The sequence below is a fragment of the Burkholderia sp. 9120 genome (assembly GCF_000745015.1).
In the GTDB taxonomy this organism is placed as follows: Bacteria; Pseudomonadota; Gammaproteobacteria; order Burkholderiales; family Burkholderiaceae; genus Paraburkholderia.
Window position 1 is genome coordinate 5,735,839 of the sequence record NZ_JQNA01000002.1, and the last position, 14,855, is coordinate 5,750,693.

At 63.6% G+C, this 14,855-nt stretch carries 14 protein-coding genes and 1 pseudogene; 5 read left to right on the forward strand and 10 right to left on the reverse strand.

Annotated elements, in window-relative coordinates; translation table 11 throughout:
- Nucleotides 1-5 precede the first annotated feature (5 nt).
- Nucleotides 6-1,865: an SUMF1/EgtB/PvdO family nonheme iron enzyme gene (locus tag FA94_RS33485; RefSeq protein WP_502690852.1), complete on the forward strand. Its 1,860-nt coding sequence runs from the start codon at nucleotides 6-8 to the stop codon at nucleotides 1,863-1,865.
- A 60-nt stretch (nucleotides 1,866-1,925) separates the two neighbouring features.
- Here the strand turns inward: FA94_RS33485 and FA94_RS33490 are convergent.
- Nucleotides 1,926-4,166, reverse strand: a pseudogene (locus FA94_RS33490) (serine/threonine protein kinase).
- A gap of 415 nt (nucleotides 4,167-4,581) precedes the next feature.
- Between FA94_RS33490 and FA94_RS33495 the strand changes: the two are divergent.
- The 4 genes from FA94_RS33495 to FA94_RS33510 all read left to right on the forward strand — a co-directional run bounded on the left by FA94_RS33495 (nucleotide 4,582) and on the right by FA94_RS33510 (nucleotide 6,257).
- Complete coding sequence (locus FA94_RS33495) at nucleotides 4,582-4,857, forward strand: hypothetical protein (protein WP_035559830.1); 276 nt, start codon at nucleotides 4,582-4,584, stop codon at nucleotides 4,855-4,857.
- Nucleotides 4,858-4,954: 97 nt separating this feature from the next.
- The gene (locus FA94_RS33500) at nucleotides 4,955-5,239 is read left to right on the forward strand and encodes a hypothetical protein (RefSeq protein ID WP_035559833.1); all 285 of its coding nucleotides are present in this window, start codon (nucleotides 4,955-4,957) and stop codon (nucleotides 5,237-5,239) included.
- A 196-nt stretch (nucleotides 5,240-5,435) separates the two neighbouring features.
- Nucleotides 5,436-5,654 carry a hypothetical protein gene (locus FA94_RS33505; protein ID WP_035559836.1) on the forward strand — a complete coding sequence of 73 codons (219 nt, stop codon included), beginning with the start codon at nucleotides 5,436-5,438 and terminating at the stop codon, nucleotides 5,652-5,654.
- A gap of 321 nt (nucleotides 5,655-5,975) precedes the next feature.
- The gene (locus FA94_RS33510; protein ID WP_035559837.1) at nucleotides 5,976-6,257 is read left to right on the forward strand and encodes a DUF3303 domain-containing protein; all 282 of its coding nucleotides are present in this window, start codon (nucleotides 5,976-5,978) and stop codon (nucleotides 6,255-6,257) included.
- 141 nt (nucleotides 6,258-6,398) lie between these two features.
- Here FA94_RS33510 and FA94_RS33515 read toward each other — a convergent pair whose 3' ends face one another.
- The 9 genes from FA94_RS33515 to FA94_RS33555 form a co-directional block, all read right to left on the reverse strand.
- A complete protein-coding gene (locus tag FA94_RS33515; protein WP_035559840.1) occupies nucleotides 6,399-7,304 on the reverse strand; it encodes an isocitrate lyase/PEP mutase family protein in 906 nt (301 codons plus the stop codon).
- Nucleotides 7,305-7,390: 86 nt separating this feature from the next.
- Complete coding sequence (gene leuD, locus FA94_RS33520; protein WP_035559842.1) at nucleotides 7,391-8,011, reverse strand: 3-isopropylmalate dehydratase small subunit; 621 nt, start codon at nucleotides 8,009-8,011, stop codon at nucleotides 7,391-7,393.
- On the reverse strand, nucleotides 8,008-9,426 hold the full coding sequence (gene leuC / locus FA94_RS33525; RefSeq protein ID WP_035559852.1) for a 3-isopropylmalate dehydratase large subunit: 1,419 nt from the start codon (nucleotides 9,424-9,426) through the stop codon (nucleotides 8,008-8,010). The genes leuD and leuC overlap by 4 nt, the downstream gene beginning before the upstream one ends.
- Nucleotides 9,423-10,313, reverse strand: coding sequence for an isocitrate lyase/PEP mutase family protein (locus FA94_RS33530; protein WP_035559856.1), 891 nt, complete (start codon nucleotides 10,311-10,313; stop codon nucleotides 9,423-9,425). The genes leuC and FA94_RS33530 overlap by 4 nt, the downstream gene beginning before the upstream one ends.
- 13 nt (nucleotides 10,314-10,326) lie before the next feature.
- A complete protein-coding gene (locus tag FA94_RS33535) occupies nucleotides 10,327-11,103 on the reverse strand; it encodes an ABC transporter permease (RefSeq protein ID WP_035559859.1) in 777 nt (258 codons plus the stop codon).
- Complete coding sequence (locus tag FA94_RS33540) at nucleotides 11,100-11,858, reverse strand: ABC transporter permease (RefSeq protein WP_035559862.1); 759 nt, start codon at nucleotides 11,856-11,858, stop codon at nucleotides 11,100-11,102. The genes FA94_RS33535 and FA94_RS33540 overlap by 4 nt, the downstream gene beginning before the upstream one ends.
- Nucleotides 11,855-12,718 (reverse strand): ABC transporter ATP-binding protein, encoded by an 864-nt coding sequence (locus FA94_RS33545; protein WP_035559865.1) that lies wholly within the window; start codon nucleotides 12,716-12,718, stop codon nucleotides 11,855-11,857. Before FA94_RS33545 ends, FA94_RS33540 begins: the two co-directional genes overlap by 4 nt.
- Nucleotides 12,719-12,725: 7 nt before the next feature.
- The gene (locus FA94_RS33550; protein ID WP_035559873.1) at nucleotides 12,726-13,709 is read right to left on the reverse strand and encodes an ABC transporter substrate-binding protein; all 984 of its coding nucleotides are present in this window, start codon (nucleotides 13,707-13,709) and stop codon (nucleotides 12,726-12,728) included.
- A 232-nt stretch (nucleotides 13,710-13,941) separates the two neighbouring features.
- A complete protein-coding gene (locus FA94_RS33555; protein WP_035559876.1) occupies nucleotides 13,942-14,637 on the reverse strand; it encodes a GntR family transcriptional regulator in 696 nt (231 codons plus the stop codon).
- Between the last annotated feature and the right edge of the window lie 218 nt (nucleotides 14,638-14,855).

Below are 14,855 nucleotides of genomic sequence, written 5' to 3' on the forward strand. Positions count from 1 at the left end.
GCGCGATTTCGCCATTCACGCTGCGACGGGATGATTCGGATTCACCGCGTATTGCGCTTGTGATTGGCAATGGCGCCTATGGGCATCAGCCAGGTGCGAAAGCGGATGCTGATGCGGTCCGCGATAATGCGCCGCGCGATGCTAAAGCCATGCGTGACAGCCTTCGCGCGCTCGGCTTTGACGTTATCCTGCGGACGAATGCGTCGCCGTCGCAAATGCGGCAGGCTATTGCGCAATTTCATCGGCGGTTGCAAGCGGGGGGTGTCGGGCTCTTCTATTTTGCCGGACACGGTATGCAAATCGGTGGGCAAACGCTGCTGGTTCCTGCCGGCCTCGATTTAGGCGCGCCGGCCGAATTAGTGCGTGACGGCCTCGACCTGAATACGGTGTTGCAGGCAATGGCTTCGCCGCGAAACGACCCGTTCAATCTCGTGATCCTCGATACGTGTCTGAACAATCCGTTCTCGGCAAGCACCCACGTTTCGACACTCAAGCTTCCGGCGAATACTGTAGTTGCGTACGCAACGGCGCCCGGCGGGTTTGCCGCGGACAGCACGCAGCACGGCGTTTATACAAACGAATGGCTACATGCACTTCACGATGCGCCATCGGACTCTCTGACGACGCTGCTGCAGCGCGTCGCGAGTCGTGTTGCTAGCGCGACCGGCGGCGAGCAAACGCCGTGGATTGCATCGGCGCTTCCGCACGCGTTCAACTACGCCGATGGCGTTGAACCTTCCGCGCACTACGTTGCCGACAACCGCGTCGTCGACCTGCACAGCCGGGGCATTCTTCCGAAAGATAGCAGCGAACAGTACGAGATCACCTTCTGGAATTCGATCAAGGACAGCAACTACCCCGGCGATTACGAAGCGTATTTGAAGGCCTATCCGAACGGCCGCTTCGCCACGCTTGCCCATGCGCGTATCGACCGCTTGCGTGCCGCGTCGGCGGCGAGTGCGCCGACGTCGGCTGCGGCGCCCACCACCGCACCGATAGCCGCGCCGCAAGCCGTAAAGCCGGCCGCACCAGCCACACCGGTCGCTGCTCCCGCACAGGAGCATCCCCGCCCCGCTCCCACACCGCCCGCAGCGGCCGTCGCACCCGCCGTGGCCGTCGCTCCAAAGCCCGCAACCCATCCCCCCAGCGCGGGTGAGAGCCGCGACTGTGCCACCTGTCCGATCATGATTCCCGTACCGGCCGGCGCATTCGCAATGGGCAGCAATACCGACGACCCCTCCGAGAAACCCGTCCACCATGTGACGATCGGCGCGCCGTTCGCGATCGGCAAATTCCCGGTGACGGTCGACCAGTGGAACGCGTGCGTCGCCGCCAATGCGTGTCAGAAACTCACGCCGGAGAACAACCCGAACAAAGCCGCGCCCGCGCGCGATCTCAGTTGGGACGACGCGCAGCAATACGTGAAGTGGCTCAGCAAAATCACCGGCAAGCCCTACCGCTTACCCACCGAAGCCGAGTGGGAATACGCGGACCGCGCCGGCACGGCCACGAAGTACTGGTGGGGCGATCAGATGCACAAGGGCAACGCCAATTGCAAAGACTGCGGCGATCCCTGGCACAAGGAAGGACCGGAGGCCGCCGGTTCATTCGCGCCGAACCCGCTCGGCCTGTACGACATGAACGGCGGCGTCTGGGAGTGGACGGCCGACTGCTGGCACAACAGCTACCAGGGCGCGCCTGTCGACGGTCATGGGTGGGATAGCCCCGGCTGCGATATGCGGGTGATTCGCGGCGGCTCTTGGCGCGAAGGCGGCGACTACATGCTCAGTGCGACGCGCTTCAAGTACAGCTCGGGCGTACGGCAATCGCAAGACGGTCTGCGGGTGGTCAAAGATCTCAAGTGATTCGATCGAGTGGTTCACGGTCTCTGCTCGCCGGAACCGTTCCTTCGCCGGACTTTCCGCTCAAGGCGTGGCGGGCTTTGTCGTAATCGGCGCGAAATCGGCAACGATATGGTCCTGACCATATTTACCGCCGATCTGCGCGAGCCGCGCTTCGAGCGCGCGCAGATAATCGGCGCGCGGTTCACTCTCGGGTCGCGGTTTGTCGAATAGCGCGACCGGTGTGATCAGCAGCACCACCATCTCCGATCCGAACGGCTTCGAAATGGTCCAGTCGCCCGCGCTGCCGATCGTCGCCGAATAGTGCGGCGGCGCCTGATTGTCTTTCGCGCGCGGACTTGGGACCATGTGCACGACGCTGCCATCGAGTTGGTAATAGTCCAGATTCACGTACGAGTCGTAGGCAGGCGTGACCACGTCGACGACCAGCGGGTTGCCTTCCGTGAGTTGTCCACCAGGCGGGCGCACATGCAGGGCCGCGACGCGGCCTGCTTGCCAGTTGCGCGTCCAGTAGGGGGAGAGCGCTTTGACGGTGTCGCATTTGTCGTCGACGAGCGGTTCGACGTCGAGCGCGACCGTATCGACGCCCGGCAATGCCGACAAGGTTTCCTTCAGATGCGCCGCTCCATAGCGCTGCGAGACGTAGCCGCGCACAGACAGCGAATGATCCTGAGTCGACGCGGAAAGCGCGGAGCAGGGTACCTGCGCCAACGCCGGCGCGATCGCAGCCAAGGTTAGCGCCGGTTTGGGTGCGGGCGGTGCGGGCGGTGTGACGGGCGGCGCAGCAAGCGCGATGCGAGGCGATGCGCCGCCTGAAGCCGCAGACACGGACGCAGGCACGGACGCCAACGCGGCAGGTGTCGAAACCGATGCTGAAACCGAGGCCGAAGATCCTGCGGAAGCCGACGCACCCGCGCCACTCCCTGCCGAAGAGGCAGTCTGCTCGGCCGCCACTTGCGACGCCGCCGACGCCCCCGAGTCCGACGCCACCGTCTCCCCTTGCCGGTTCGGCGCCGACCGCAGCGCGAACACCCCAACCACCGCAGCACACACCACCGCAAACCCCGCGAGCCCCGCCTTCGCCAACGTACCCGACTTCTCCGCGCGCGCTTCATTGTCGAATTCGGCGATGAAGCGCGTCACGCTCGGCATGCGCGTATTGCGATCGAACGACAGCGCGGCGCGCAGCGCGCGCCACTGTTTCGTGTCGAGATTAGGCGGCCGCTGCAGCTTGAAATCCGCATTGCGCGCCTAGGTGGCCGACAGTCGGTCATACGGATGATGCCCCGTCAACAGTTCATACGTGATGCAGCCCAGCGCGTAAATATCGTCACGCGGATCCGGCTCGCGATGTTCGATCATCTCCGGGCTCGCATACGCAGGCGTCAATGCGCCGAGACTGCCGGGGTCGAAAACCGTCGCATCGCTCTCTTCTTCCGGCCGCTGAAACACGCGGGCAATGCCGAAGTCGATCACTTTGACTTCGGCATTCGTCGTGAGAAACACGTTGGCCGGCTTGAAATCGCAATGCACGAAGCCGCGCTCATGCGCATAGGCGAGCGCGCTGCACATGCCGCGCACGATCGGCAGCGCCGCACGCACCGGCATGCCCTGATAGCCCGGCGTACGCAAAAGCTGGCTGAGCGCTTTGCCGGTCAGGTACTCCATCGTCAGATAGACGATCGGCCCATCGCGATCGAAGTCGTACACCGTGATGATGTTTCGGTGCGCGAGTACCTGCGCCTTGCGCGCCTCGCGCTGCAACGCAACGAGCGAGTTCGGGTTGCCGCGAAACTGGACATTGAGCACCTTGATCGCGAGATACGGTTTGCGATCCGATGCCTCCAGCTTGCGCAGATCGAGCGCCTTGTACACCGTGCCCATGCCGCCCACGCCCAGACATTCTTCGAGCACGAAGCGGTTGTTCAGCGTATCGCCCGTGCCTTTGATCTGATCGTGTCCGGCCGCGCCCGGTGCATTGGCGGCGTTGGCGGCGTTGCTCGCGCTCGCCGCGTAGCCGCTGCTCATGCCGTGCAGCGACGGAATGTCGACCGTAGTCTGAATGCCGGTTTCCTCGCCGCCCGCCGCGACGTTCGACACGCGCAACTGTTCGATACGGCGGCGCACTTCCACGTACAGATCGTCGGGCAACGGCGCCTTGCGTTGCGCGCTGCCGAGCATCTCCAGCAGCTGCGTGGGGCCGAGTCCTTCGGTCGTCAACGTGCTGTCGAGTTGAGCGACGAACTCGTCACGGGACAGCTCGCCGCTCTGGAAGTCGTGAATCACACGCGCAAGGCTAGCCATGTGTGCGAAGCGCTGCCGCTGCCGTTGAGCCGGATGTCATGCGGCCGACGCCGCTCCGGCTGGGAGAGAACCTGTCGTAACCAGTTACATGTGCCGGTTCGATACTAGCGCCAGGTCGGCGCTTTCGCAAACCAGGATTGCCCCGCTGCGCAGTCAACACTGCGGTGTCGTGCGAGAGCCAACAGCCTGCGCGCGTTTGTCGGGTGCGCGCCATCAGTATCGGATCGCACCACCTTGCCGCGGCTACGTGCATGACCGGATCGTTCCACGCGAAAGCCTTGCACAGCGGGCTTTCCAAAACTTTATTAGGAACCTTGAATAAAACTGGCACAGCCCATGCATTAGTGACACTCGAGCAGACAAGATGCTCGAACCCAACCGCAACACTGTGATGTTTTCTTCCAGGAGATTTACCATGAACACGCTGACCATCAAAGACCTGTCCATCACCGCTCAACTCGACAGCAAGGCCATGAGCGCCGTACGCGGCGGCTACGGCTACCCGACGAGCTCGTACTTCAACTTCAGCCCGGTCGTCGCGCCGAACAACAGCAAGACCGTTGACGCGACCCAGTTGATCAACACGTCGATGAACATCCAGAACGCGAACGCCAACAACGTCGCCTTCGCCGCCGGCCTGACGTCGACTATCAACCCGAGCATCACGTCGAGCAACAACATCCACGTGTAACGCCCGGCGCGGCGAAGCATCGGCCCATGTGCCCCCTACGGCCCGCTTCGCCGCTTCAGGACCCCATTCGTCTTCCGCGCACCTTTGGAGAATCACCATGTCATCCCTCATGATTCGCGATCTGTCCCGCACCCGCGAGCTCGACCGGCGCGCCATGTCGGCGGTAGTCGGCGGCACCGGCAGCAGCGTGCCGGGCCTGCCGTCCATCGCCGGCCTCGGCGGCATCGCCAACGTCAACGTCTCGATCAACCAGAACCTCAACCAGATGCAGTACGTGAACGTTGCCGCACTCAACAACGTCGGCGTGATCGGCGCGGGTTTCGTGCCGCTGCACCTGAACGTCAGCCCTTCGCTGTCGGGCGCCAACTTCGCCAACGTGTGACGAACCGCCGTCGCGACGCGCCGGGGATTGCGCAACGCCGCGGCGGCTCGTGCCGCTCGTGCATAAACATCGGGCGAGTCCTGAGCAGATTTCCTATACTGCTTGTGCGAGGAGACCTCAGCACATTCAGCAGCACAACGAGCGGCGTCCGGACCATCGCACCGGCCAGCCGCTCGACTTCTTTTATGGAGCCGCCATGACCCAGCTCGTGATCAAAGACCTCAGCGACAACGTCGAACTCGACCGCGAGGCGATGGCCGCCATTGTCGGCGGCGCACGGATCGGCGCGCGTTCGAGTCTGGCCGTGCCGTTGGTGCCCGCTTCGGCCCGCGTCGTCGATTACCCGCCCGGCTTTCCTGCCGCGCATCAGGCAATCGTCAAGGCCGCGATGCAACGCAAGACGCCGCGTGGCTAGTCTCCGTTGGGGCATTGACTTCATGCCCTTCGGAGACCGCGTACAAGGCGCCTACCTATAGGACGCAAAAGCCGTCCGCAATTTGGAAATACGATGCCCCGTCATGCATTCCGCGCGACGGGGCATCTGCTTTTTCGGCCTGACGATTGTCCGCACGCAGCGAGGTTAGCCATCGCGCACTCACCTATGCTGATAAGGACGCCACGTGGTTCGATTCACGCCGTCCGCCAATAGCACGCGTTATTCGGACAGCCTGTCGGCGCATTTGTGATTGCGGCGTGCCACGCACCGCCATTGCGAACCCACGATTGGAGACACCCCATGAAATTTATCGTGCAATGGAATGGTCTGCCCACTGCGGAGCGTTCCGTGATCGAACGCTTCATGAAAACGGGCGGCAAGCCGCCGGAAGGCGTCAACCTACTCGGACGTTGGCATGCGACTGCGGGTCTGCATGGCTTCGCGATCGTCGAGACGGACGACGCGCGGGGACTGTCGGCACTGGCGCTCGAATGGGGCGACTTGCTGACCATGAGCATTGTCCCCGCCATGACCGACGAGGAACTCGGCGCGGCGCTCGGCAAACATCAGGCATCGCACTAGTTAATAGTTAATAGTTAACAGGCGAGTTCTTCGCGTCTGCGCGGGGACGTGTCGTTCAGATAGTTTAGATAAGCGGGAACGAAGCGGGGAACGTTCATTGGAGCGGCGCGAAACCGTGCGCCGCTCCAGCATCGTCCTGCTTCACGCGGCGTCGACTTTACGTTCCAGCTCCGCATTCGGCACGTTATACGACGCTTCTATCGCGACCGCTTCGTCGAGGCCGACAAAGCGGTTGAAGTCCGTAAACGACGTGAGACGATCCGCGACCGCATCGGTCGACCCTTCGCGCAAGAAGATCTCCATCATCTCCTTGACGGCCTTGTGCGTCGCGAGCATCGATTCGATCGGACACAGCGTGTAGTCGAAGCCGAGCTTGTACACCTGATCGAGCGTCAGATAAGGGCTTTTACCGGTGCGCGCCATATTGAACAGGATCGGCTTGCCGAGCGGTTTCAGTCTTCGCACCAGTTCCTGCATGTGCTCGATGCTTTCCGGCGCATCCGCATAGAGGCCGTCCGCGCCGGCTTCGGCGTAGGCCGTCAGCCGCTCGATCGCGTCGTCGATTCCCGTGACGGCAATCGCATCGGTGCGCGCCACCACGAAGAAATCCGGATCGGTTCGCGCGGCCAGCATGGCGCGCAATTTCGCCTGCATCTCTTCTTTGGGAATCACCTGCTTGCCCGCAAAGTGGCCGCATTTCTTCGGCACGGCCTGATCTTCCAGATGCAGGACCGAAGCGCCCGCTTCTTCCCACAGACGAATCGTGCGCTGCACGTCGAGAATGCCGCCGTAGCCGGTGTCGGCATCGGCGAAAACCGGCAGCGACGTCGCCCGGCAAATGCGGCGGATGTGATCGAACATCTCCGTCTGCGTCAGCAGGCCGACATCCGGCTCGCCGGCCAGAATGCCGGACGCCGCGAATCCGCTCACGTAGATCGCTTTGGCGCCCGCCTGTTCGGCGAGCTTCGCGGTCAACGCGTCGTGCGCGCCGAGGCAAACAAACGGCGGGGACTTCAACAATTCTCTGAAACGTGCGGAACGGCTCACGGTGCTTCTCCCAGTCAAGGTCGGATCAGTCGATGCTCGTGACGTGGGGCTCGCGCAACGGTTCGCGCTCGCCACACGTCGGCGCGCTATCGCGGCAGGTAAGCCCAGGCACGCCTCGCGCGATCCTCGCGGCGAAAAGCGTCGATGTCGGCGGCGAGACGCAGCGTCTGGTCGACCTCGTCGAGTCCTTCGAGCAGTACCGCGCGACGCGCGGCGTCGAATTCGAACGGGATCGGCGGCAATCCGCGCGCGCGAATGTCGAGGGCGCGCAAATCGACTTCGAGCGGCTCGCCGTCCGCTGCGGCGGCAGCGAGCGACTCGATTACCGAGGCGTCGAGACGCACCGGCAGCAGCCCGTTCTGCAGACAATTGTTGAAGAAGATATCGCCGAACGAAGGTGCGATCACGCAGCGAATACCGAATTCTTCGAGCGCCCACACCGCCATTTCACGCGAGCTGCCACAACCGAAATTCGCACCGCCCAACAGAATCGATGCGTGCCGGAAGGCCGGCTGATTCAGCACGAAGTCCTCGCGCTCGCCCTGCTCGGGACCGCCGTCGCGATACCGCAGCGTTTCGAATAACCACGGCCCGAGTTGACCGCGCACGAGTTGCGAGATTCGTTCGATGCGAATGATCAGGTCGGTGTCGACGTTATTGCGCAGCAGCGGCGCGGCCGGCCCCTTGACTACCGTGAACGCTTTCATCGAACGACTCCGGCACGCGCGGGCGCGGCGATATGGCCTGCCAGCGCGCTGGCCGCCGCGACGGCGGGACTCGCCAGATGCGTGCGCGCACCCGGTCCTTGCCGGCCGACAAAGTTACGATTCGACGTCGACACGCAACGCTCGCCACGCCCGACGACGTCACCATTCGCGCCGACGCACATCGAGCAGCCGGGCTCGCGCCAATCGAAGCCCGCCGCGCGGAATACCTGCGCCAGGCCCTGTGCTTCCGCTTCCCGCGCGACGCTTAGCGAGCCGGGCACGACCCACGCGGTGACGCCGTCGGCGACATGATGTCCCGCGACGACGCGCGCGGCGGCCTGCAAATCTTCGATCCGGCTGTTGGTGCATGAGCCGATAAACACGCGGTCCACGCTCAACTCGTCCAGATGCTGCCCCGCATGCACGCCCATGTAATCGAGCGCGCGTTGCAGCGCTTCACGGCGCGCCGGATCGGTTTCGTCGACGGGGTCGGGCACGGCGGCGTCGATCGCGATCACATGCTCGGGGCTCGTGCCCCAGGTGACCTGCACCGCAATCGCCGACGCGTCGATCTCGACTTCGCGGTCAAAATGCGCGCCTGCGTCGCTCGGCAGGCGGCGCCAGTCTTCCAGCGCTGCGTCAAAGCTCGCGTCCTGCGGCGAGTATGGGCGGCCGCGCAAATACGTGAACGTCACGTCATCCGGCGCGACGAGGCCGAACTTGGCGCCGAGTTCGATCGTCAGATTGCAGAGCGTCAAACGCGCTTCCATCGAGAGCGCCTCGACCGCCGCGCCGGCGAATTCGACGGCGTAACCGGTTCCCGCGCTCGCGCCGAGCGTGCCGATCACGTACAGAATCATGTCCTTGGCGGTCACGCCTTCGGCCACGCTGCCGTTGAAACGGACCCGCATGGTGCGCGGTTTCTTCTGACGCACGGTTTGCGTCGCCAGCACATGCACCAGTTCGGTCGAGCCGATGCCGAACGCCAGCGCCCCCAACGCGCCATGCGTACAGGTGTGGCTATCCGCGCAAACGATCAACGTACCCGGCAACGACAAGCCCAGCTCCGGACCAATCACATGGACGATGCCTTGCCGCCCCTGCGCGCCGATATCGAACAACGGGATCGCGTGCTGCGTCATCTGCGCGCGCATCGCGTCGACCATGGTCGTGCTCCAGTCCGCGTCGCCGGCGCGGCGGCTGGGTTGCGTGGAGATCACGTGATCGAGCGTCGCGAAGGTCAACTCCGGATTGCTGACCGGCAAATCGCGCGCTTCGAGCACGCGGATCGCTTCGACGCCGGTCAGTTCGTGCATCAGATTGCGGTCCACCTGCAACAGGTCGACGCCACCCGGCAATTTCGCAATCGTGTGGCTGTCCCACAGCTTGTCGAACAGCGTGCGCGGCGCGTTCATGATGCCGCCTCGCCGCTTTGCGCGTGGCGTTTCTCGAACGCCCACACCTCGGGGAAGCCGACCAGTTCATGCAACTGGTCCATCGTGAACGACGGCACCTGCAGATCGAGCGAGTCGCCGTGTTCGAGCAGATGACGGTACGCGCTGTCCAATGCGGAGGTCGCCGCCGCCATGCCGATCGACGGATAGATCGCGATGCTGAAGCCCCACTCCTTCAGCGTGCTGCTCGCGACCACCGGCGAGCGGCCCGTGGGCACCATATTGGCGAACAGCCACGCGCCGCAATCGGCGAGTTCGCCGCCGATCCGCTTGAATTCCTCGGCGCTTTCCGGCGATTCGACGAACACGATGTCCGCGCCCGCGCGAGCGAACGCCTTGCCGCGCCGGATCGCTTCGTCGAGGCCGAGCGTGGTGCGTGAATCGGTCCGGGCGATGATCAGCATGTCGTCGCTGCGGCGTGCTTCGCGCGCGACTTCGATTTTCTTCAGCATGTCGTCCAGCGGCACGACCTGGCGGCCTTGAGTGTGGCCGCATTTTTTCGGCATCACCTGGTCTTCCATCTGGATCGCCTGCACGCCTGCGGCTTCGTAGCCGCGCACGGTGTGCCGCACGTTGAGCAGACCGCCGAAGCCCGTATCCGCGTCCGCGATCAACGGCTTGCCGATGCCTTCGGCGATTTGCCGCGCACGCCCCACCATGTCCGCATAGCTGACGAGACCGGCATCGGCCACGCCCAGATACGAGCCGGACACGCCGTAGCCGGTCATGTACAGCGCCTCGAACGGCAGGCGATCGGCGACCCGCGCCGAGAACATGTCGAATACGCCGGGCGCGACGACAAAGCGTCCGCTCTTGAGAATCGCTTTCAGCTTTCCGGGAGTACTCATCGAACGCTCCTGCTCAATTGCTATGGGTAAGACGCCGTTGCCACGCCAGCAACAGCAGATTGACGAGCGTCGCGAAGACGAACAGCATCAGCGCGAGCGCCATGATCGTGCTGGTCTCGCTGCGGTTCATCGCGATCATCAGCATGTGGCCGATGCCGCTCTGCGACGCAAACATCTCGCCGATCAGCGTGCCGAGCAGCGTCAGCGAAAAGCCGATCCGCAGGCCAGCGACCACTTCCGGCACACAGGCGGGCAGCAGGATGCGGCGCGCGAAAGCGACCGGACTCAGCCGGTAGGTGCGTGCCGCACGCGTGTAAATGGGCGGCAGGTTGCGCACGGCGTTCATCGTGAAGATCGTGATCGGTACGATGCCGTGCATCACGCCGAACACGATCTTGGCCCACAGGCCCAGGCCGAACGCCAGCAGCACGACCGGATACAGCGTGACTTTGGGAATCGAGTAGAAGCCCATCATCAGCGGCTCCATCACGTCGCCGGCCAGCTTGCGCGCGCCGAGCAGCATGCCGAGACACACCCCGCAGACCGCGGAGATCAGAAACGCCGAGCCGAACGCGAACGCGGTCACGTACAGACTCGCCGGGAAATCCGGGTCGCTGACAATATGAACCGCGCGGACCAGCGTGCGCCACGGCGTGGTGAGCACGTCCGGACCCAGCATCTCGCTCGATACCTGCCACAGCACGGCCAGCACGACGAGCAGCACAACGCCGTCGAGCCAGCGCCGCGCGTGCCGCGGTTTGATTGTGTGCGCAACGACGATCGTGCTCATGCCACCTCCCTGCGAATCCGCCGGTACAGGCGTGCTTCGGCCGAACGCAGCAGCGCGTTGACGGTGCCGACGAACAGCAGCATCAGCACCATCAGGCCGTACATGGTCGGGTTGTCGAAGTTGTTGTACGCAAAGGCGATCTGGTAGCCGAAGCCCGAACCCGACAAGACGAATTCCCCGGCCACGACGGCGATAAACGCGTACACCACCGTCAACTTGATGCCGGTGAACACAAACGGCAAACTCGACGGCAACGTAATCAGCCGGATTTCGTCGAACGTATTCAGGCGGCACACGCGGGCCGTACGCAGCAGCACACGCGGCACGCGCTCCAGACCGTTGAGCGTATTCACCGCCATCGCGACCACCGCGAACAGAAAACCGATGCCCACCAGCGGCCAGCGATTCAGGCCGAGCAGCACGATCAGGATCGGGTAGAGCACGAACACCGGCACCGCGTAATACGACAGCAGCAGCGGATCAAGCACACGCCGCACGCGCGGCAACCGGAACAGCAGCACGCCGCCGACGAAACCCACCACCACCGCCAGCGCCACTGCAAGCAACGCGCTGCCGAGCGTTTGCAAAATGTCCGACGTGTATTCGCCGGACACCAGCAGTTGCACGGCGCTCACGATCATCCGTGAAGGCGGAATGAACGACACCGGATTGATCCACGCGGCGCGGCTCGCAATCTCCAGCAGCACGATCAGCCCGACGATCAGACCGAGCCGCCAACGCGCGGCGGTATTCATTGCTGGCTCCCGAGCGCTTTGAGCGCTTCTTCGCGCAGCAAGCCCCACACTTGCGCGGTCAATTCGCCGAAACGCGCGTCGAGTGCCGTCGTACTGTCGCGCAGACGCGGCCAGCCGGTGTCGATCGTCGCGATGAAACGGCCCGGACACGCCGACATCACGCCGATGCGGTCGGACAGCAACACGGCTTCGTCGATCGAGTGGGTGATCAGCAGCACGGTCGCGCCGGTGTCGCGCCATAGCTTCAGGGTTTCGTCGCCCATCAGCAGACGGGTTTGCTGATCGAGCGCGCCGAACGGTTCATCGAGCAACAGCAGGCGCGGCCGCACCACCATGGCACGTGCGATACAAACCCGTTGGCGCATGCCGCCCGACAACTGCGCGGGGTAAGCGCTCGCAAACCGTTTGAGTCCCATGAACGACAGCGCGTGGTCGACCCGCTCACGCACTTCCGCTTCGGCGACGCCGGCCTGACGCGCGGCGAACGCGGCGTTGTCGAACACGTTCAGCCACGGAAAACTCGCGTCTTCCTGAAACACCACGGCGACGCCGTCCGGCACTTCCGCGCCGACCGGCTTGCCTTCGAACGTCACCGTCCCGCCGCTTGCGGGATTCAGACCGGCCAGCACGTCGAGCAGTGTGGACTTGCCGCAACCCGATGGACCCACCACGGAGAAGAACTCGCCCGCACGCAATTCGAGGCTCACGGGGCCGAGCGCGTGAAACGGCGGCTTGCCGCCCGTGCCGGGATAGATGCGCGTGACGTCGGTAAGCGTGGCCTCGATGCGCTTGCCGTCGGGCGACAGCGCACTCGGCGCGACCACCGAGATATTGGCTTTCTGGCGGGATAGTGCGCTCATCGCGACCTCACTTCTTGCTGCGTAGATCGGCCGGCAACATCGATTCGTCGACGATCTTCGACCAGTCGAATGGCCCTTCGGGAATGGCCTTGACCAGCACCAGGCCTTTGAGTACTTCGTCCATGCTCTTGTAGTCGAGACTGCCTTCGCTCCAGTACTTCGGATCGGCGTCGAGTACGTTGTTGATCGCCGAGGCAGCGACCGCCGGGTCCATCTTGTATTCCTTGGCGAGGATCTGCGCGGCCTCGGCGCGATGCGCGGCCATGTAGATCACCGCCTTGCGGCGCGCCAGGATAATGCCGCGAATCACCTCGGGATGCGCCTTCAGATAATCGGTGCGGACAATCCCGACGGTCTGCGTTTCGTTCGGCACGACGTCGTTCGAACGAAAGGCGATGCGTAGGCCCTCTTTCTTCGCGCTATACGACGGCTCGGTCATATAGCCGACGTCGATCGCGCCTTGCTGGAGCGACGTGAGCATGCCGCTCGAACTGCCCACCGGTTTGCGCTGCACCTGGCCCAGCAGGCCGACGCGGTCGAGCGCGATCGTGGAGATCATGTCGGTCGTCGATTTGGGACTGCTGTAGCCGATCGTCTTGCCCTTCATCTGCTTGATGTTGGTGATCGAGCCGTTCTTCAGTTCGACCCACACGAGGTCGCCGAGACTTTGCACGCCGCCGTGCACGATCGTCAGATCGACGCCCTGTTTCACCGCGGCGATCGCCGCGGGCAACGCCACCTCGCCGTACGGAATGTCGGACGCCATCGCGTTGCGAATGCTGGTTCCACCGCCTTCCGACGTGATGAAACCGGTGACGTCGACTTTCTCGTCCTTGAAGAAACCTTTGTCCAGCGCAACCGCGAACGGCACGCCGTACATACCGTCGCCCCAGTGCGTCACCGTCAGCGAACTGGCGTGGGCGCCGACGCTCGCAAGCGTCAGCGTCGCGCTCAGGCAGATACCCCGCACGACATTGCGAATCGCGTTCATGTGGTTCGTCTCCATCCACGATTGACGGTTGAGTGCCCGTCATTGTCGTTATGCCGCCGCGCGCCGTGACGCCGGCGACGGGTCAGCAAACGGCTTCGTCAAGTCGACTTTTTCCGCTCACCGTGTAAGTTAATGTATGCATTAAATCGTTAAAAGTACAGAACATCGGCATCGGAAAACGGCTGGGTTTACCCGTTATTCCGACGCGAATTCCTCTGTTTTAAAGGGCTTTTCAAGCCTGATGAATGCCGTGTTGCTGCAGCACCGCAGTCTGCTCGCGCCAGCCGCGTTCACGATGAAGGCGGTATAAGCGGCTCGCTCGCGCTGCATCGCCGCGACGAATCGCGTCGATGATTTCGTAATGCTCGGCGATCGATTTTTTCGGTTGTGGATGCGGCCGCAACTGTTGCGTGAAGCGTCGCACGCGATGCACCTGGTCTCGGCAATTCATCACGACCTGCGCGAGGCGCGCATTGCCGCCGAGTTGCACGAGTGCCTCGTGGAAGGCTTCGTCGGCGGCGGCCCAGGCTTGCATGTCTTGCGTGGCTAGCGCGTCGGTCATCTGCTGGCAGGCGTTGTCGAGCGGACTCAGATCGACGCCGCCGCGCGCGGCCACCAACCCCGCCGCCGTCGATTCGAGGCTGATCAGCACCTGGTAGATATGGCTGATATCGGAGACGGAGGTCGGCACGATGTGAATGCCATGACGCGGCACGATCTCGACCAGCCCTTCGCCCTGCAGGCGAATCGCCGCTTCGCGGATCGGCGTGCGGCTCACGCCGAGCATTTGCGCGAGATCCTGTTCGAGCACGTAAGAGCCGGGCGTCAGCTCGCTTTCTATGATTTTTTGCCTGAGGCTTTCGTAGGCGAGTTGCGATGAGTTGCCGTTGCGCGCTTCGGGTTGTGTGGCCGATTTGAGTTTTGGCACGACGCTCCTCCAGGCGGCGCCGAAGCGCACGCGGCTATCCGACTATCCTGCACGGCGGTCTGCGCAGCGTGCAGGCCGGCTGGCGCCGTGCGCAACGCGCGAACGTTTCGATGCTAGCACCGCGCGCTGTGCGGCGGCATGAAGGGAAACGCTTAATGCAATGCGCTCCGCCATGACAAACCAGCGGCGCGCATGACGCATGGCGCGTGGCAAAGGCC

What these genes read in the sequence shown, in the direction of transcription:
- FA94_RS33500 (WP_035559833.1), top strand. Translation starts at nt 4,955, where the DNA reads ATGTCATCCCTCATGATTCGCGATCTGTCCCGCACCCGCGAGCTCGAC.
- FA94_RS33535 (WP_035559859.1), bottom strand. Translation starts at nt 11,103, where the DNA reads ATGAGCACGATCGTCGTTGCGCACACAATCAAACCGCGGCACGCGCGG.
- leuC (WP_035559852.1), bottom strand. Translation starts at nt 9,426, where the DNA reads ATGAACGCGCCGCGCACGCTGTTCGACAAGCTGTGGGACAGCCACACG.
- FA94_RS33495 (WP_035559830.1), top strand. Translation starts at nt 4,582, where the DNA reads ATGAACACGCTGACCATCAAAGACCTGTCCATCACCGCTCAACTCGAC.
- FA94_RS33505 (WP_035559836.1), top strand. Translation starts at nt 5,436, where the DNA reads ATGACCCAGCTCGTGATCAAAGACCTCAGCGACAACGTCGAACTCGAC.
- FA94_RS33550 (WP_035559873.1), bottom strand. Translation starts at nt 13,709, where the DNA reads ATGAACGCGATTCGCAATGTCGTGCGGGGTATCTGCCTGAGCGCGACG.
- FA94_RS33540 (WP_035559862.1), bottom strand. Translation starts at nt 11,858, where the DNA reads ATGAATACCGCCGCGCGTTGGCGGCTCGGTCTGATCGTCGGGCTGATC.
- FA94_RS33545 (WP_035559865.1), bottom strand. Translation starts at nt 12,718, where the DNA reads ATGAGCGCACTATCCCGCCAGAAAGCCAATATCTCGGTGGTCGCGCCG.
- leuD (WP_035559842.1), bottom strand. Translation starts at nt 8,011, where the DNA reads ATGAAAGCGTTCACGGTAGTCAAGGGGCCGGCCGCGCCGCTGCTGCGC.
- FA94_RS33530 (WP_035559856.1), bottom strand. Translation starts at nt 10,313, where the DNA reads ATGAGTACTCCCGGAAAGCTGAAAGCGATTCTCAAGAGCGGACGCTTT.
- FA94_RS33510 (WP_035559837.1), top strand. Translation starts at nt 5,976, where the DNA reads ATGAAATTTATCGTGCAATGGAATGGTCTGCCCACTGCGGAGCGTTCC.